The 16,935-nt window shown below is 70.2% G+C and carries 12 protein-coding genes; 8 read left to right on the top strand and 4 right to left on the bottom strand.

Going from position 1 to position 16,935, the window contains the following annotated elements; all coding sequences use genetic code 11:
• Positions 1 to 57: 57 nt before the first annotated feature.
• Positions 58 to 1,617 (bottom strand): galactarate dehydratase, encoded by a 1,560-nt coding sequence (gene garD, locus RAMLITH_RS12060; protein WP_168107644.1) that lies wholly within the window; start codon positions 1,615 to 1,617, stop codon positions 58 to 60.
• Between the two features lie 79 nt (positions 1,618 to 1,696).
• On the opposite strand from garD, the gene RAMLITH_RS12055 reads away from it, so the two are divergent.
• From RAMLITH_RS12055 to gudD, 4 genes are all read left to right on the top strand, one after another.
• Positions 1,697 to 2,419, top strand: a complete 723-nt coding sequence (locus RAMLITH_RS12055) for a FadR/GntR family transcriptional regulator (protein WP_168107643.1) — start codon at positions 1,697 to 1,699, stop codon at positions 2,417 to 2,419.
• An 80-nt stretch (positions 2,420 to 2,499) separates the two neighbouring features.
• Positions 2,500 to 3,411: a 5-dehydro-4-deoxyglucarate dehydratase gene (gene kdgD, locus RAMLITH_RS12050; RefSeq protein WP_168107642.1), complete on the top strand. Its 912-nt coding sequence runs from the start codon at positions 2,500 to 2,502 to the stop codon at positions 3,409 to 3,411.
• A gap of 25 nt (positions 3,412 to 3,436) precedes the next feature.
• A complete protein-coding gene (locus RAMLITH_RS12045) occupies positions 3,437 to 4,393 on the top strand; it encodes a tripartite tricarboxylate transporter substrate-binding protein (RefSeq protein WP_168107641.1) in 957 nt (318 codons plus the stop codon).
• A 7-nt stretch (positions 4,394 to 4,400) separates the two neighbouring features.
• Positions 4,401 to 5,726 (top strand): glucarate dehydratase, encoded by a 1,326-nt coding sequence (gene gudD, locus RAMLITH_RS12040; RefSeq protein ID WP_168107640.1) that lies wholly within the window; start codon positions 4,401 to 4,403, stop codon positions 5,724 to 5,726.
• Between the two features lie 105 nt (positions 5,727 to 5,831).
• Here the strand turns inward: gudD and RAMLITH_RS12035 are convergent, their stop codons facing one another.
• From RAMLITH_RS12035 to RAMLITH_RS12025, 3 genes are all read right to left on the bottom strand, one after another.
• Entirely contained in the window at positions 5,832 to 8,438 is a 2,607-nt protein-coding gene (locus RAMLITH_RS12035) for an OmcA/MtrC family decaheme c-type cytochrome (RefSeq protein WP_168107639.1), read from the bottom strand.
• Positions 8,439 to 8,900: 462 nt separating this feature from the next.
• Complete coding sequence (locus RAMLITH_RS12030; RefSeq protein WP_168107638.1) at positions 8,901 to 9,968, bottom strand: Ldh family oxidoreductase; 1,068 nt, start codon at positions 9,966 to 9,968, stop codon at positions 8,901 to 8,903.
• Between the two features lie 2 nt (positions 9,969 to 9,970).
• Positions 9,971 to 10,897 carry a dihydrodipicolinate synthase family protein gene (locus RAMLITH_RS12025; RefSeq protein ID WP_168107637.1) on the bottom strand — a complete coding sequence of 309 codons (927 nt, stop codon included), beginning with the start codon at positions 10,895 to 10,897 and terminating at the stop codon, positions 9,971 to 9,973.
• A gap of 207 nt (positions 10,898 to 11,104) precedes the next feature.
• On the opposite strand from RAMLITH_RS12025, the gene RAMLITH_RS12020 reads away from it, so the two are divergent.
• The 4 genes from RAMLITH_RS12020 (at position 11,105) to RAMLITH_RS12005 (ending at position 16,917) form a co-directional block, all read left to right on the top strand.
• Positions 11,105 to 12,097, top strand: coding sequence for a tripartite tricarboxylate transporter substrate binding protein (locus tag RAMLITH_RS12020; RefSeq protein ID WP_168107636.1), 993 nt, complete (start codon positions 11,105 to 11,107; stop codon positions 12,095 to 12,097).
• 25 nt (positions 12,098 to 12,122) lie between these two features.
• Positions 12,123 to 13,880 carry an IlvD/Edd family dehydratase gene (locus RAMLITH_RS12015; RefSeq protein WP_168107635.1) on the top strand — a complete coding sequence of 586 codons (1,758 nt, stop codon included), beginning with the start codon at positions 12,123 to 12,125 and terminating at the stop codon, positions 13,878 to 13,880.
• 45 nt (positions 13,881 to 13,925) lie between these two features.
• Positions 13,926 to 14,801, top strand: coding sequence for a LysR family transcriptional regulator (locus RAMLITH_RS12010; RefSeq protein WP_168107634.1), 876 nt, complete (start codon positions 13,926 to 13,928; stop codon positions 14,799 to 14,801).
• A 100-nt stretch (positions 14,802 to 14,901) separates the two neighbouring features.
• A complete protein-coding gene (locus tag RAMLITH_RS12005; protein WP_168107633.1) occupies positions 14,902 to 16,917 on the top strand; it encodes a beta-propeller domain-containing protein in 2,016 nt (671 codons plus the stop codon).
• The last annotated feature ends 18 nt before the right edge of the window (positions 16,918 to 16,935 follow it).

The raw sequence follows: 16,935 nt of genomic DNA, 5'->3' as shown, positions 1-16,935 counted from the left end.
GCTGTAAGCAATCGTTGAGCCTGGGTGTGACCCGGCGCACAACGGCTGCCGGACCGTTCAGGTCACCGGCGCCGGATTGAACAGCACCAGTGCGTTGTGCAGCTTCCAGTGCTCGGCCCAGGTCTTGCTGCGCCCGCTCGCCACGTCGAGCATCAGCCGGAACAGCTCCCAGCCGACCTGTTCGATGGTCGCGGCGCCGTCGGCGATCTTGCCGGCATTCACGTCCATCAGGTCGTGCCAGCGCCGCGCGAGGTCCGTCCGGGTCGCCACCTTGATCACCGGCACCTCGGCCAGCCCGTATGGCGTGCCGCGCCCGGTCGTGAACACGTGCAGGTTCATGCCGGCGGCCAGTTGCAGCGTGCCGCAGATGAAATCGCTGGCCGGCGTGGCTGCGTAGGTCAGGCCGCGCTGCTTGAGCTTCTCGCCTGGCGCGAGCACGCCGGTGATCGGCGCCGAGCCGGACTTCACGATCGAGCCCATCGCCTTCTCCACGATGTTCGACAGCCCGCCCTTCTTGTTGCCCGGGCTGGTGTTGGCGCTGCGGTCGACGCTGCCGCGCTGCAGGTAGGCGTCGTACCAGGCCATTTCACGGACGATGGCGCGTGCGACCTCCGGATTTGCGGCGCGCGCCGTGAGCTGGGCGACACCGTCGCGCACCTCGGTCGTCTCCGAGAACATGACGCTGGCGCCGGCCCGCACCAGCAGGTCCGCGCAGAACCCCACCGCCGGATTGGCCGTCACGCCCGAGAACGCGTCGCTGCCGCCGCACTGCACTCCGACCACCAGCTCGCTCGCGGGCACCGTCTCGCGCCGGCGGGCGTTCAGGCGCTCGAGGTGCCGCTGCGCCTGGCTCATGATCGATTCCACCATCGACATGAAGCCGACGTGCTGCTCGTCCTGCAGGCACACGACGTCGAGCCCGGCGTTCGCGTCGCGCTCGTCGACCAGCGGAATGGTGCCGGGCGGCATCAGGCGCTCGGGCTGCAGCTTCTCGCAGCCCAGGCTGACCAGCATCACCTCGCCGCCGAAGTTCGGGTTCAGGCTGATGTTGCGCAGCGTGCGGATCGGCACGACGGCGTCGGCTGCATCGATCGCCACGCCGCAGCCGTAGCCGTGCTCGAGGGCGACGACGTCGTCGACGTTGGGATAGCGCGGCAGCAACTCCTTCCTGATCCGCTCGACGGCGAACGCTGTCACCCCGGCCACGCACTGCACCGTCTGCGTGATGGCCAGGATGTTGCGGGTGCCGACCGAGCCGTCCGCGTTGCGGTAGCCCTCGAACGTGTAGCCCTCCAGCGGCGGCAGCGGCTCGCACTGCGTGGCCATCGGCAGGTCGTCCAGTCCGCGCGCCTCGGGCATCCGCAACAGGCGCTCGTGGACCCAGCTGCCGGCGGCGATGTCCTGCGTGGCGTAGCCGATGGGAACGTCATAGCGGCGCACGGCACTGCCGGCCGGCAGGTCGATCAGCGCTACCTTGTGGCCCTGCGGGACCTTTTCGCGCAAAGTGAGGCCGGACGGGAAGGTGGTGCCGGCGGGAAGCCCCCCGTCGTTGGCGACGATGGCGACGTTGTCGGCGGGGTGCATCAGGATGGAGAGGGGCTCGGAGGCGGAAGGCATGGGTACTGCGGGGTGGGGGATGGGAACGATGAGGCACGACGCCTGCGCTGCCTGAGTCATCGTACGACATAATACGATCATGCAGACCCCGGCCGTGCGCCGCCCCCGTTCCCTCACCGCCGACCTGGTCCAGGCGCTGGGCGACCGGGTGCGCGACGGCCGCTGGCCGGCCGGCAGCAAGTTGCCGACCGAAGGCGCCATCATGGCCGAGTTCGGTGTCAGCCGGACGGTGGTCCGCGAGGCCATCTCGCGGCTGCAGGCGGCCAACGTGCTCGAGACCAGGCACGGCATCGGCACCTTCGTCCTCGGGCAGGGCGAAGCGACGACGTTTCGCATCGATACGGCGACGCTGCAGGACGTGATCGGCGTGCTGGAGCTGCGGATCGGGATGGAGACGGAGGGCGCGGCCCTGGCCGCGATGCGCCGCACCGCCGAGAACCTGGTTGCGATGCGCGCCGCCCTCGAGGCAATCGGCTCCGCCATCCGCGACGGCCGCGACGGCGCCGGTGCCGATTTCCAGTTCCACCTGGAGATCGCCCGCGCGACTCGCAACCCCCACTTCGCGCAGCTCATGGCAACCCTCGGCGGCTCCATGATCCCGCGCGCGCGCCTGGATCGCACCCAGCCGGCCACGGCGGAGCGCGAAGCGTACCTGCGCCGCGTGAACGCCGAGCACGAGAACATCCTGCAGGCCATCGAACGGCAGGACGCCGAAGGGGCGAGGGCGGCCATGCGCACCCATCTCGCCAACAGCAAGGAGCGGCGCCAGCGCGCCGCCGCGCAAGCTGTCCGGCGCGGCTGAATAGCCTCTGGGCTCGGTTGGACATCGCTGCGCGCGAGTCGGCGAGGTTGTACGATGTCTTACCTCAATCGGATTTCTGCATGACCCCTTCCGAACTCAAGACCGCCCTTTCCTCCGGCCTGCTCTCCTTCCCCCTCACCGACTTCGACCGCGAGCTGTGCTTCGATGCCCGCGGCTACGCGGCGCGGCTGGAATGGCTGATGCCGTACGGCGCCAGCGTGCTGTTCGCGGCCGGCGGCACCGGCGAGTTCTTCTCGCTCGAACCGGCCGAGTACGCCGACGTGATCCGCACGGCCGCCGAGACCTGCCGCGGCCGCGTGCCCATCGTCGCCGGCGCCGGCGGCGGCACCCGGCTGGCGATCAGCTACGCGCAGCAGGCCGAGCGCTGCGGCGCGCAAGGCATCCTGCTGCTGCCGCACTACCTGACCGAAGCCGGCCAGGACGGGCTGGTGGCGCACGTGGAAGCGGTGTGCCAGAGCGTGAAGATCGGCGTGGTCGTCTACAACCGCGGCGCCTGCAAGCTGACGGCGGACTCGCTCGCGAAGCTGGCCGAGCGCTGCCCCAACCTGATCGGCTTCAAGGACGGCCTGGGCGACATCGAGCGCATCGTGTCGATCCGGCAGAAGCTGGGCGACCGCTTCGTCTACGTCGGCGGCATGCCGACTCACGAGGTCTACGCTGCGCCCTACAAGGCGCTGGGCGTGCCGGTGTACTCGTCCGCGATCTTCAACTTCGTGCCGCGCACGGCGATCGAGTTCTACGACGCCTACGCCGCCGGAGACACGGCGACCACCAGCCGCCTGATCAGGGACTTCTTCCTGCCGTACCTCGAGATCCGCAACAAGGGCGAGGGCTACGCGGTGAGCATCGTCAAGGCCGGCGCGGCCATCGTCGGCAAGGGCGCCGGGCCGGTGCGCCCGCCGCTCGCGGACCTCAAGCCGGCGGAAGTCGAGCAGCTGGCGGCGCTGATCCGCACGCTCGGCCCCCAGTGACGTCTTTTCAACCCAAGGAGACCCCGTGAAGAAGATCCTGCTGACCCTTGCCCTGGCGGCCGCCGGCGCCGCGGCGCTGGCTGCCTATCCCGAAAAGCCCGTCACGCTGGTTGTGCCGTTCCCCCCTGGCGGCTCCACCGACACCATCGCCCGCGTGCTGGCGCCCAAGCTGCAGGAGAAGCTCGGCGGCACCTTCGTCGTGGACAACAAGGCGGGCGCCACCGGCACCATCGGCGCGGCGATCGTCAAGCGGGCGGCGCCGGACGGCTACACGTTGTTCGTGTCGTCGCTCGGCCCCTTCGTGATCGCTCCCCACCTGATCAAGGGCGTCCAGTACGACCCGCTGAAGGACTTCGACTACCTCACCGTCGCCGTGCAGGCGCCGAACGTGCTGGTGGTGCCCGTCGCCTCGCCGCTCAAGAGCGTGGCCGACGTGCTCGCCGAGCACCGGAAGAATCCCGGCAAGATGAGCTTCGCCTCCTCCGGCAACGGTTCGTCCGACCACCTGACGGCCGAACTCTTCTGGCAGCAGACCGGCACCCAGGGGCTGCATGTCCCGTACAAGGGCGGCGGCCCGGCCATGAACGACATCCTGGGCGGCCAGGTGCACGCCTCGTTCCAGAACATCAACGCCGTCGTGCAGCACGTCGCGGCCGGCAAGCTGCGCGCGCTGGCGATCACGTCGGCGCAGCGCTCGCCGCTGCTGCCCCAGGTGCCGACGCTGGCCGAAGCCGGCATCAAGGGCGTGGACGTGTACTCGTGGCAGGCCGTGGCGGCGCCGAAGGGACTGCCGGCCGACCTGAAGGCGAAGCTGCATGCGGCGCTGGTGGCTTCGATCAACGACGAGGCGGTCAAGGCGAAGCTCGTCGCCCAGGGATTCGAGGTCGTCGCCAACACCCCGGAGCAGTTCACGAAGTTCCAGGCCGACGAGTTCGCGCGCTGGAAGAAGGTGATCGAGACCGGCAAGATCACCGCGGACTGAAAGGCGCATGAGCACTCCCGTCGTCAGGAGCATGCGGGTCGTCCCGGTCGCCGGCCGGGACGGCATGCTGCTCAATCTCTCGGGCGCGCACGCGCCCTTCTTCACGCGCAACATCGTCATCGCGACGGACAGCGCCGGCCATGTCGGGCTCGGCGAAGTGCCCGGCGGCGAGAAGATCCGGCAGACGCTGGAGGATGCGCGCCCGCTGGTGGAGGGCCGCCAGATCGGCGACCTGCAGGCGATCCTCAATGCGATGCGCGCGAAATTCGCCGACCGCGACGCCGGCGGCCGCGGCCTGCAGACCTTCGACCTGCGCACGACCATCCACGCCGTGACCGCGGTCGAATCGGCGTTGCTCGACCTGCAGGGCCAGTTCCTGGGCGTGCCCGTGGCGGCACTGCTCGGCGAGGGCCAGCAGCGCGACGCCGTGCAGATGCTCGGCTACCTGTTCTACGTCGGCGACCGCAGGAAGACAGACCTGCCGTATGCCAGCGAGCCCGATGCCGGCAACGACTGGTTCCGCCTGCGCCACGAAGAGGCCCTCACGCCGCAAGCCGTGGTGCGCCTTGCCGAGGCGGCGCAGGCTCGCTACGGCTTCCAGGACTTCAAGCTCAAGGGCGGCGTGCTGCGCGGCGAGGACGAGGTCGAGGCGATCCGCGCACTGCACGAGCGCTTCCCGCAGGCGCGCGTGACGCTGGACCCCAACGGAGGCTGGCTGCTGAAGGACGCGATCCGGCTGATGCGGGACATGCACGGCGTGCTGGCGTATGCCGAGGATCCGTGCGGCGCGGAAGAAGGCTTCTCCGGCCGCGAGGTGATGGCGGAATTCCGCCGCGCCACGGGGCTGCCGACGGCGACCAACATGGTGGCCACCGACTGGCGCCAACTGGCCCATTCGCTCGCGCTGCAGTCGGTCGACATTCCGCTGGCCGACCCGCATTTCTGGACCATGGCCGGCTCGGTGCGGGTGGCGCAGACCTGCCGGGACTGGGGCCTGACCTGGGGCTCGCACTCCAACAACCACTTCGACATTTCGCTCGCGATGTTCACCCACGTCGGCGCCGCCGCGCCGGGCAAGGTGACGGCGATCGACACCCACTGGATCTGGCAGGACGGCCAGCGCCTGACGAAGGAGCCGCTGAAGATCGAAGGCGGCTTCGTGCAGGTGCCGAAGAAGCCGGGCCTCGGCATCGAGATCGACCTGGCCCAAGTGGAAAAGGCTCACGCCTTGTACCGCCAGCACGGACTGGGCGCTCGCGACGACGCGGTCGGAATGCAGTTCCTGGTTCCTGGGTGGAAGTTCGATCCGAAGCGGCCGGCGCTGGTGCGCTGAGACGCGCTCGACAGCCAGCAACAGAGAAGCCCCGCACCACCGATGGTGGTGCGGGGCTTCGATGCTTTGGAACGCCGCGCGGCCAGTGGCCGCGCGGTCCGTTCCCTACCGCTTGTGGGCGATCGCCGGGTCTTCGCTGCGGCCGGGACCGTGGCAGGTCACGCACGACTCGCTGCCGGCGACGCCGGAGTTGCGGTTGACCTGCAATTGCCCGCCCTGCAAACGGATGTGCGACTTCGTCGCGGCCGAGTCGTGGCAGCTCACGCAGGCGCCGGCAAACGGCGACGTGACCCGGTCGGTGCCGCTGTTGGTCGACAGGGCGGCCTTGGCCAGCGCCGGCGTCGCGGTCCCGGCGGCGATCGCCGCGTCGTACGCCGCGTCGACCGACTCGTACGTCGAGGGCAACGCATTGAGCGGCACGCTGCTGTAGGTGCCGGCAATGTGGCAGGTTTCGCAGTTGTTCAACCGGCCCGGGAAGTCCATGCGCGCGAAATCAAGGAGCTGAATCGTGCTGGGCGTGCGATCCCGCGCATCACGGAACGGATTGACGCGGTCCCTGCCGGCGTGGATGCCGTGGATCATGTCCTTGAAGTTGTTCGTCGTGACCGGCAATGCCAGCGCGGCATTGGCCTTGGTCTTGTCGAACCCCCACCAGTTCACGATCTTCAGCGCTTCGCCAACGAAGTTCCAGGGATTCATCACCGAATCCGCAATCCCGCGGCCGCTCGTGGCCAGCCCGGGCGTGTGGCACATCACGCAGACTTGCGTCTCGTACACGCGGTTGCCGCCGTGGCCTTCGAACCACTCGTGGCAGTTGGAGCATTTCTCGGGATCGACGACCTTGCGGCGCACGGCGTCGCCGGAAACTTCCTTGACGACCGAGATCGCATGGCGCGCTGCGGCCGGGCTCACCTGCGTGAAATAGCCTTGCAGGGCCACCGCGCGCATCTTCGCGCCGACCGGGAACTTCTTGGTGCCCGTGCCCAGCAGCGTCGCCGTGTAGTAGCCGCTCGCATCCGGGCCAGCCAGCGAACCGTCGGCGGCCTTGGTCGTGTCGAGCAGGTTCGCCAGCGAAACGCTGATCGCCTGGGCCTGCTTGACGCCGGCATTGGTGTAGTCCGCCGGCGCACCGATGCCGTCAGTGGCCGAGGCGTCCGTCGCGTAGGCCAGCAGGAAGCTCGGACCGCCGGTGAACCCTTCGAGCGGGGCCGACATGCCGGCAGCAGCCGGCTTGAACGTCGCGGGGGTGCCGTCGACGAGCACGCGGAACACCACCGTGGCCTTGTTCGTCGCGTCGACCGCGGCGGACTTGATCTCGTACTTGATGTTCTTCAGGCCGGCCGGCAGGACCGGATTGTGCTTCGTCAGGTTTTCCGTCTGGTGGTTCAACACCGTCAGGTCGGCCCGGTGGCAAGTGGCGCACATCGAGTCGTCGGCTGCCTGCTTGCCGGCGTGGCCGGATCCCGTCGTGCGGCCGGCCGCCTTGTCGGCCAGGGTCATGCCGGCACCGGTCGCCCAGTTGATGCCGTCGTGGCAGGCGCCGCAGGCCAGCCGGCTGGGCTTGGCTTTCCAGTTGTCGGCCTGGGCCGCCTTGGTGTTGTCGTGGCACTTGCTGCACATGCGCTGGCCGCCGCCAAGCATCGAATAGCCCTTGTTGTTGAAGGCGACGTTGGCGTAGTTGTAGTTTTCCTTCACCAGCTCCTTGCCCATGTGGATCTTGTGGATCATGGTCGTGAAGTCGCCGGAGACTTCGCCGTCAGCGACACGCGTTTCGGGCGAGTAGCTGAAGCTGGTGATGCCGGTGGTGGCGTTGACCGTGGCCGTTTCCTTCAGGGCCGGGAACTTGCCGTTGGTGGATGCCACGTTGACCTGGCCGTACTTGCGCTGGTTCGTGTGGCACACGACGCAGAACCGGGTGTCGACCCGGTTGCCGCCGTGGAACGCCAGCTTGCCGTGGCACTCGTTGCAGTTGTCGATGGAGACGACCTCGCGCTGGTCGGCCTCGGTCTTCGTCACCACCTTTCCGGTGGCCGGATACCAGTCGAGCACGACGTTCGCCGGCGCCCCCATGGGCACGGATGCGACGCCGGAGTTCGCGCCGTTGGCGGTGTTGGTCCCCGTGCCGCGCGCGTTGCCGCCGACCTGGATCACCAGGCGGTGCAGCTTCGTGGGATCCCAGGTGAGGTCGCCGAGGTCGGCCGCCACGTTGGGAGCCGCCAGCGCCGCCGCCGCGACGGCGTCCTTCACCTTGGTGATGTCGCGGTGGAACGTGTACTTGTAGGTGCCGTCGCCGTTGTCGACCAGCGTGCCGATGTTGTCGGTCGTCGGCCGCGTCGGGACCTCGCCCGTCGTCGTCGTCGGCGAGGTGGTCACGATGTAGCTCACCCACTTGCTCGGCGCGCCATTGGCGCCGGGCACCAGCTTCGCCATCGCGAACGCCAGGTTGCTCAGTCCGGGGCGCAGCGCGGTCGCGTTCTGGCTGGTGAACCCGAGGCCCTTGATGCCGCGGTTGGCGCCATCCGTCAGCTGGAAGGTCACCACGGGCGGGCTCTGGACGGAAACGCTGGTGATCGCTCCCCTGGGTGCGAGGGCCGCGAACTCCGCCGGCGTCATCGCCGCGGCATCCACGGTGCCGCTGGGCGCGAGGACGCCGCTCACGTTCACGACCGTGCCGGTCGCCGGCGGCGGTGTCACGACAGGCGGCGGTGTCACCACCTCCGGTTCAGTTGATCCACCACCACCGCCGCATCCGGCCAGGGCGATCGCGAGCAAGCTCGCAGCCCCGAACCCGATCCAGCGGCTCTTCCTGATTAGGTCAAATCGCGCCACGTGGGCCCCCATGAAAAAACGTTCGAGAGAGATGGGCGCCTGGACAGCAGTGGCGTCCTCCTGGCGGAACTCCCGTTGGCCCACACCCGTCCCGTCGGCAAGGAACAGGAGATCTCGTCGTTTTCAGGTATTGACCATGTCCACCAGATGGATTCTGTTCCCAAAAAACCAGCAGGACAATAGGGTTGAACTGATTCCGCCGTGCAGTATTGGCGAGAAAGTGTTAGCTGCGTGGCGCGAGATGGTGCGCGCCGCCGCGATGCGGCGGCGGACAGCCATGGGGCGGAAGCCCGTCGGTGAGTGGGAGGCTGCGGCCGGGGCTGCTGCCCCCGGCGGGCGAGCGTTTCAGAGGGCTGCCGGCAGGGGCACGTCCAGTTGCTCGGCCCACTTCGACAGGGCCTGCACGATGCGCGCGTGCAGCCGCACCCCGCCGGCCAACTGCTCCCGGCGCAGGGCGAGGCCGCGTTCGCCGGGCAGGCGCACCGGCCGCGCCGGATCGAGCGGCGGGTTCTGGTGGCAGCGTTCGGCAATCCAGTCCATCTGGCCGGTGAAGGCCTGCGCGCCGCTGAAGGCACGCGGATCGAGGACCTGCACGAACAAGGTCGCCCCGAAGCGCGGTCCGGGGTCGGACCGCCCGTGCCCGGCGAGGCCCGCCGTGAAGGCCTCGACCATCAGGCCGAGGCCGTATCCCTTGTGGCCGGCGTCCATGCCGCCCAAGGGCAACAGCGTGCCCTTGCGCGGCGCCACGGCGACGGTGGGATCGTCCGTGGCGTGCCCGGCCTCGTCCATCAGCCACGGGCCAGGCAGCTTGCGGCCCTCGCGCGCCAGCAGGTTGGTCATGCCGTTGGTGGTGATCGAGGTCGACACATCCACCAGCACCGGCTCGGCGCCGGTGGGGAAGCCGACGCCGATCGGGCTCGGCGAGAACAGCGGCCCGGTGCCGCCGTACGGCGCCACGCTGCCCCCGGACGGCGCCGAGGTCATGAGCAGCAGCACCATGCCGCGCTCGGCGACCCGCCGGGCATACGGCGCCAGCGCGGCGATGTGGTGGCTGCGGCGCACCGACACCGCGCCAATGCCGAAGCGCTGCGCCCGTTCGCAGGCGGCGTCCAGCGCCTCCAGCATGATCCAGGGGCCGGGCAGGCGCCTCGCGTCCCACGTGAGCACCGCACCGTGATCGGCCACCACCTCCGGAGCGCCGTCGGTGGTCATCGCGCCGCTGGCGATGTCGTCCAGGTAGCCGGCGAGCAGCTGCAGTCCGTGCGTCGCGTGCCCCAGCAGGTCGCCCTCGACCAGGACGGTCGCGACGGCCGCCGCCTTGTCGCCGGCCAGGCCGGACTTCACGAGCAGCGTCCGCGCGAACGTCTCGAGCGCGTCGGCGCTGAAGCGGTGGTGCTCCTGCTGGCCCGCCATGTTCAGGCGAGCGACGCAGCGTTGGGCATGGCAAACCCGGCCTGGTCCAGCGCCGCCTGCAGCGCCTGCTGCTGCTGCGCGTCGAGCTCCACCAGCGGCGGGCGCACCGTCCGCCATGCGTCCCGGCCGCTCTTCCAGGCGATCGCGGCCTTCATCGCCGGAATCATGGGGAACTGCGCGAACACGGCACGGACGGCGTCCAGGTTCGCCTGCTGCGCGTCGGCCTCGCTGCCCTGCCAGGTCTTGTACAGCTGGACGATGGCGCCCGGATTCACGTTGCCGGTGGCGGTGATGCAGCCGGCGCCGCCGCCGCGCAGGTTGCGCAGCAGGAAGTTCTCGCTGCCGGCGAACACGTCGAAGCCCTGAGGCGCGAATTCCTCGAGCATCGCCTTGGTGTTGTTCCAGTCGCCCGAGCTGTCCTTCATGCCGGCGATCGCGCGCGGATAGGCCTTCAGCAGCCGCGCGATCAGGCCGCGCGTGATCGGCACCTGCGACACCGGCGGGATGTGGTACAGGTAGATGCGCAGTCGCTCGTCGGCCACCGCGTCGATCACGCTGGCGAAGGCGCGGTAGAGGCCCTCTTCGCTCACGCCCTTGTAATAGAAGGGCGGCAGCATCAGCACGCCGCCGCAGCCGGCTTCCACGGCCGCCCTGGTCAGCTCGATGGCATCGGGCAGGGCGCAGGCGCCGGTGCCGGGCATCATGCGCGCGGCCGGCAGGCCGGCTTCCAGCAGCGCACCGAGCAGGCGCCGCTTCTCGGCGACCGACAGCGAATTGGCCTCGGAATTGGTGCCGAAGATCGCCAGCCCCACGTCCTGCTCCAGCAGCCAGCGGCAATGGCGCTGCAAGCGTACCGGATCCGGCGTGTAGTCCGGGTTGAACGGCGTGAGGACGGGCGAGAAGATGCCCTTCAGGCGTGCTGTGGTCATGACGGTGGTCTCGTGTGAACGACTGGAAAACGGCTGGGCCGGGTCGCGCGGACGGGCCTTGCGGCGCCGCTCGACGGCCAGACCGGCCGATTTTCACCGCATCGGCCCCAGAAATTCTTTCTTGTGAAGATAAGCCCGGCAGCTTGCCGTCCCGCGGACGCCGCCGGACACTGCCGCCCTTCCTGGAACAAACCGGAGATGAAGGACATGACCGCCATTGCCAGCTTCCTGCGCCGGGGCCTGTGCGCCGCCGCCGCTGCCGCCGCGCTATTGCCCGCCTTGGCCTGGGCCGCCTATCCCGACAAGCCCATCCGCATGATCGTTCCGTATCCGCCCGGCGGAGCGACCGACGTCATCGGCCGCATCGTGGCGCAGCGCCTGTCGACGGCCCTGGGCCAGCAGGTGGTCGTCGACAACCGCGGCGGCGCCGGCGGCAACATCGGCGCCGATGCCGTGGCCAAGGCGAAACCGGACGGCTACACCATCCTGATGGGCGCCATGACCTCGCATTCGACCATGGCCAGGCTGGAGCGCGGCAAGCTCCCTTACGACCTGCAGAAGGACCTCACGGCGGTGCAGGTGGTCGGCTACGTCCCGCTGGTGTTCGTGGTGCACCCGTCGGTGCCGGTGCAGAACTTCGGCCAGCTGGTCTCCTACGCCAGGTCCAACCCCGGCAAGCTCACCTACGCATCCTCGGGCGCCGGCGCGCCGCAGCGCATGGCCGCCGAGATGTTCCGGCTGCAGGCCGGCGCCGACATGATCCACGTGCCGTACAAGGGCAGCGGCCCGGCCATGAACGACCTGGTCGGCGGCCAGGTGCTGATGATGGCCGAGACGGTGCCGGCGGCGCTTCAGCAGGTCAAGGCGGGCAAGCTGCGGGCGCTGGCCGTGACCACGCCGCAGCGCATCTCCATGCTGCCGGAGGTGCCGACGGTGGCCGAGGCCGCCTGGAAGGATTTCGACGTGACCTCCACCTTCGGCGTCCTGGTGCCCGCCGGCACGCCAGCCGACATCGTCGCCAGGCTCAACAGCGAGATCGGCAAGGTCATGCAGGACGCGGCCGCCAGGGAGCAGTTCCTGCAGCAGGGCGTCTACGTGCTGGCGCCGCAGACGCCCGCGCTCGCGGCCGAGCGCCTGAAGGGCGAAATCGCCAAATGGGCCAGGGTGATCGACCAGACCGGCATCAGGGCCGACGAATAATCGGGGATTCACCAGGCGTTTCCCCATGTCCTCATCCCCATTCGATCCCAAGAAACCCGGCGGCGGCGACGCCACCGGCATGAGCCGCGGCCTGGTCAACTACGGCGACGCCGGCTTCTCGCTGTTCCTGCGCAAGGCCTTCATCAAGGGCGCCGGCCTGACCGACCACGCCCTCGACCGCCCGGTGATCGGCATCGCCGACACCGGCAGCGGCTACAACCCGTGCCACGGCAACATGCCGCAGCTGGTCGAGGCCGTGCAGCGCGGCGTGATGCTGGCCGGCGGCCTGCCGGTGAAGTTCCCGACCATCTCGATCGGCGAGAGCTTCGCGCAGCCCACCAGCATGTACCTGCGCAACCTGATGTCCATGGACACCGAGGAGATGCTGCGGGCGCAGCCGATGGACGCGGTGGTGCTGATCGGCGGCTGCGACAAGACCGTGCCGGCCCAGTTGATGGGCGCCGCCTCGGCCGGCCTGCCCGCGATCCAGTTGATCACCGGTTCGATGCTCACCGGTTCGCATCGCGGCGAGACCGTCGGCGCGTGCACCGACTGCCGCCGCTTCTGGGGCAAGTACCGCGCCGACGAAATCGACGCCACCGAGATCGCCGACGTCAACAACCAGCTGGTCGCCAGCGTCGGCACCTGCTCGGTGATGGGGACGGCGAGCACGATGGCGTGCATCGCCGAGGCGCTGGGCATGACCGTGCCGGGCGGCGCCGCGCCGCCCGCCGTCACGTCGGCACGCATGCGGGTGGCCGAGGAGACCGGCACCGTGGCCGTGCAGATGGCCAAGGCCAGGCTCACCATCGACAAGGTGCTGACCGCCAGGGCCTTCGAGAACGCGATGCGGGTGCTGCTCGCCATCGGCGGCTCGACCAACGGCATCGTGCACCTGACGGCCATCGCCGGCCGCATGGGATTCGAGATCGACCTGAAAGCGCTGGACCGCATGGGCCGCGAGACGCCGGTGCTGGTCGACCTCAAGCCTTCGGGCCAGCACTACATGGAGCATTTCCACGCCGCCGGCGGCATGACCACGCTGCTGCGAGAACTCAAGCCCCTGCTGCACCTCGACGCGCTGACGGTGACCGGACGCACGCTCGGCGAGGAACTGGAGCGGGCGGCGCCGCCATTCAGCCAGGACGTGATCCGCTCGCGCGACAACCCGATCTATCCGCAGGGCGGCATCGCCGTGCTGGAAGGCAACCTGGCGCCCGGCGGCGCCATCATCAAGCAGTCCGCGGCCGACCCGAAGCTGATGGAGCACGAAGGCCGCGCCGTCGTGTTCGAAGGGCTGGCCGACCTGGCGGCGCGCATCGACAGCGACGACCTCGACGTCAACGCCGACGACATCCTGGTGCTCAAGAACATCGGTCCCAAGGGCGCGCCCGGGATGCCCGAGGCCGGCTACATCCCGCTGCCGCGCAAGCTCGCGCGCCAGGGCGTCAAGGACATGGTGCGCATCTCCGACGGCCGCATGAGCGGCACCGCGTTCGGCACGATCGTGCTGCACGTCACGCCGGAGTCGGCCATCGGCGGCCCCCTGGGCTACGTGCGCACCGGCGACCGGATCCGGCTGTCGGTGAGCCAGCGCGAGATCAGCCTGCTGGTGTCGGCGGAGGAACTGGCGCGGCGCGCCAAGGAGTCGCCGGTGACCGTGCCCAGCGCCGACCGCGGCTACCGCAAGCTGTTCCTCGACACGGTGACGCAGGCCGACCAGGGTGTCGACTTCGACTTCCTGCGCCCGCCGCAGACAGTGGATCGCGTGCCGAAGGCCTGAGCGCCCGCGGCTGGGGAGCGTCGCCGCTGCGCGATACTCCCGGCCATGAACATCGAGTTCCTGCACAGCTTCGTCACCGTGGCCGAGGCCGGCTCGATGGCGCAGGCCGCGCGGCGCCTGGACATCACGCCGGCTGCCGTCGCGGCGCGGCTGCACGCCCTGGAAGCGGAACTCGGCACGCCGCTGATCCAGCGGGCCGGCCGCTCGGTGCGCGTGACCGAAGCCGGACTCAAGATCCTCGAGCGCGCCCGCGGGCTGCTGCGCGATTTGCGCGACCTGCGTGCCATTGCCCATGACAGCAACCTGCCGGGTGAGTTGCGCCTGGGTGTCTTCTCTTCGGCGCTGACCAGCGTGTTGCCCCCGGTGCTGCGGCGCCTGTACCAGCGCCACCCCGAGCTGTCGGTGTTCGTGTCGCCGGGCAGCTCGGTGGACCTGTGCCGCCGGGTGGCCGCCGGCGAACTCGACGCCGCCATCGTGGTGGAGCCGCAATTCGTCGTGGCCAAGAACTGCGAGTGGCATGCCTTGACCGAGGAGCCGCTGGTCGTGGTCGCGCCGGCGGCGCTGGCCGGCAGCGACGCCCATGTCCTGCTGGCGCGCGAGCCCTACATCCGCTACGACCGCATGTCGGTGGGCGGCCAGCTGGCTGACCGCTACCTGCGGGACCATGGCATCCGCCCGCGCCAGCGGCTGGAGATCGACAGCCTGGCGGCCATTGCCGCGCTGGTCGACCAGGGCCTCGGCGTCGCCTTGCTGCCCGACTGGCCGCCGCTGTGGAGCGGAGGACTTCGCATCGTCCGCATCCCCCTGCCCGACCGTGCCCCGGTGCGCCGCATCGGCATCGTGCTGGCGCTGCAAGGGCCATGCGTGCCGCTGGCGCGCTCGCTGCTGCAGGAGGCGCAGGTCGTTCTCGACCGACTGTGACGCCGGTCACACCCGGGGCGGCGTGCCGGTCGCACACTTTCGCCGCGGGGCGGCGCTCGTCCCGCCGCGCCGGCCGGTGCCGGCCCAGGTGGAGGTTTCGATGGCCTTGCGACTGCGGCAGGCGGTGCAGCTTGCCGGTTTCCTGATGGCTGGCGTGCTGGTGGCAGGATGCGGCGGCGGCGGTGGCGCCGCCCCGCCGCCGGGCGCGCCCGCGCCCTGGCGGCTGGTTGCCGCGGACGAAGCGCGGCTGGCGGCCTGGTTGCGCGAAGCCCTCGGCCCGACGAGCCCCCGCGGGTTCGGCTGGGGCACCGTCGTGGGCGTCACGGCCATGGACGCCGCCGCGGTCCCGGCGGCACCTGCGTTCTCCGGCACGACGCTGCAGGAAAGCGGCGTCGACGAGGCCGACCTGATCAAGAGCGACGGCGTCCACGTCTTCAGCCTCGATCCGGCCGCGCCGGGCACGAACTCGAGCCAGCGCACCATGCTGCGCCGCCAGCGCCTGGACGAGAGCGCGCCGGCGCTGGCGCCGGTCGACAGCCTGCAGCTTCCGTTCTCGCCCGACGTCAGCGGCGCCGGGCTGTATCTCGACGAGGAGCGCCAGCAGGTGGCTGCGCTGGGCCGCAGGCCGGCCGGCTGGGGCGTGTACGACCTGTGGTTCTCGCCGTGGTCGTGGGGCGAGGGCGCCACGGAGGTGGTGCTGGCCACAGCCGGGGCGGCCGCGCCGCTGCAGCCGCGCCGCACCTTGCGCATCGCAGCGCACCTGATCGGCTCGCGCCGCATCGGCGCCACCTTGTACCTGGTGCTGCGCAACCCGGCGCAGGTGCCGGGATTCGATCCCTGGTGGAGCCCGGCGCGGACCGAGGCGAACCGGACCCTGCTGGAGTCGCTGCAGCCGGCGCAGGTGCTGCCGACCATCTCGGTGAACGGCGCGGCGCCGCAGCCCCTGGTGTCGCCGTCCTCGTGCCTGGTGCAGGAGGACAACGCCCAGCGCACGCCGGACATCGTCACCATCGTCGGCATCGACCTGGCCGGCGACCGGCACGCGGCGCGCTGCTTCGTCGGCGGCACCGAGGCGTTCTACATGTCCGAGCGCAACCTGTATCTCGCCACCACCCGGACCGCCTATGCCGCCAGCGGCGGGCTGCCCGTGTACGCGCCGCAAACCAGCACCGACATCCACAAGTTCGCGCTCGACGGCCTCGACATCGCCTACCGCGGCTCGGGCAACGTGAGCGGCCACCTCGGCTTCGACCAGAACCGCAAGTCGTTCCGCCTGGGCGAGCACGACGGCTCGCTGCGCGTGGTGACGCAGACTCAGGAGCAATGGATAGGCATTCCGATGGCCATGGCGGCCGCGCCGGCCGCGGCGATCGACTCGCCGGCGCGCCTCACGGTGCTGCAGGAGCGCGGCGGCGCGCTGGCAGTGGTCGGCGAACTGCCCAACGCGGCACGGCCGCAGCCGCTCGGCAAGCCGGGTGAGCAGCTGTATGCGTCGCGCTTCATCGGTGCTCGCGGCTACCTCGTCACGTACCGCCTCACCGACCCGCTGTACGTCCTGGACCTGTCCGATCCGGCCGACCCGAAGATGGCCGGCGAGCTGCACGTGGAAGGCTATTCCGATTACCTGTTCCCGGTGAGCGAGACGCTCCTGCTCGGGGTCGGCAAGGATGCGGTGGTGGACGGGGGCGCCGGCGACGGCCGGTTTGCCTGGTACCAGGGCGTGAAGGTCTCGCTGATCGACGTGAGCGACCCGGCGCGGCCGCGCGAGGCGGACCGCACGGTGATCGGCCGGCGCGGGACCGACGCCACGGTGCTGCACGACCACCACGGGATCGCCCTGCAGACGGTGGGCGGCACGGTGCGCGCCAGCCTCCCGGTGAGCCTGCACGAGACCCCGTCGCCGGGTGCGCCGGCCGCGGCGAACACGTGGTACCAGTTCACCCGGACCGAGTTGCAGCGGTTCGAGATCGACGTGGCCGGGCAGCGGCTGGTCACCCGGCCGGCGCTGGCGTCGGGCGTGACCGGCGAGCGCGCGATCCTGGACGATCGCTCGCTGTTGTGGCGTGACCAGGTGCACTGGTATCGCCACGGCGCCTGGCAGTCCGCCGCCTGGTGAGGCGGCGGCGACGCCGTC

Source organism: Ramlibacter lithotrophicus, assembly GCF_012184415.1.
Taxonomy (GTDB): Bacteria; Pseudomonadota; Gammaproteobacteria; order Burkholderiales; family Burkholderiaceae_C; genus Ramlibacter; species Ramlibacter lithotrophicus.
Note: the sequence above shows the minus strand (reverse complement) of the source record. Positions and strands in the feature narration are given on the sequence as shown.

Excerpts from the sequence above, each read along its gene's own strand:
- RAMLITH_RS12005 (WP_168107633.1), top strand. The coding sequence starts at position 14,902 with ATGGCCTTGCGACTGCGGCAGGCGGTGCAGCTTGCCGGTTTCCTGATG.
- RAMLITH_RS12055 (WP_168107643.1), top strand. The coding sequence starts at position 1,697 with ATGCAGACCCCGGCCGTGCGCCGCCCCCGTTCCCTCACCGCCGACCTG.
- RAMLITH_RS12015 (WP_168107635.1), top strand. The coding sequence starts at position 12,123 with ATGTCCTCATCCCCATTCGATCCCAAGAAACCCGGCGGCGGCGACGCC.
- kdgD (WP_168107642.1), top strand. The coding sequence starts at position 2,500 with ATGACCCCTTCCGAACTCAAGACCGCCCTTTCCTCCGGCCTGCTCTCC.
- RAMLITH_RS12010 (WP_168107634.1), top strand. The coding sequence starts at position 13,926 with ATGAACATCGAGTTCCTGCACAGCTTCGTCACCGTGGCCGAGGCCGGC.
- RAMLITH_RS12030 (WP_168107638.1), bottom strand. The coding sequence starts at position 9,968 with ATGGCGGGCCAGCAGGAGCACCACCGCTTCAGCGCCGACGCGCTCGAG.
- RAMLITH_RS12020 (WP_168107636.1), top strand. The coding sequence starts at position 11,105 with ATGACCGCCATTGCCAGCTTCCTGCGCCGGGGCCTGTGCGCCGCCGCC.
- garD (WP_168107644.1), bottom strand. The coding sequence starts at position 1,617 with ATGCCTTCCGCCTCCGAGCCCCTCTCCATCCTGATGCACCCCGCCGAC.
- RAMLITH_RS12025 (WP_168107637.1), bottom strand. The coding sequence starts at position 10,897 with ATGACCACAGCACGCCTGAAGGGCATCTTCTCGCCCGTCCTCACGCCG.
- gudD (WP_168107640.1), top strand. The coding sequence starts at position 4,401 with ATGAGCACTCCCGTCGTCAGGAGCATGCGGGTCGTCCCGGTCGCCGGC.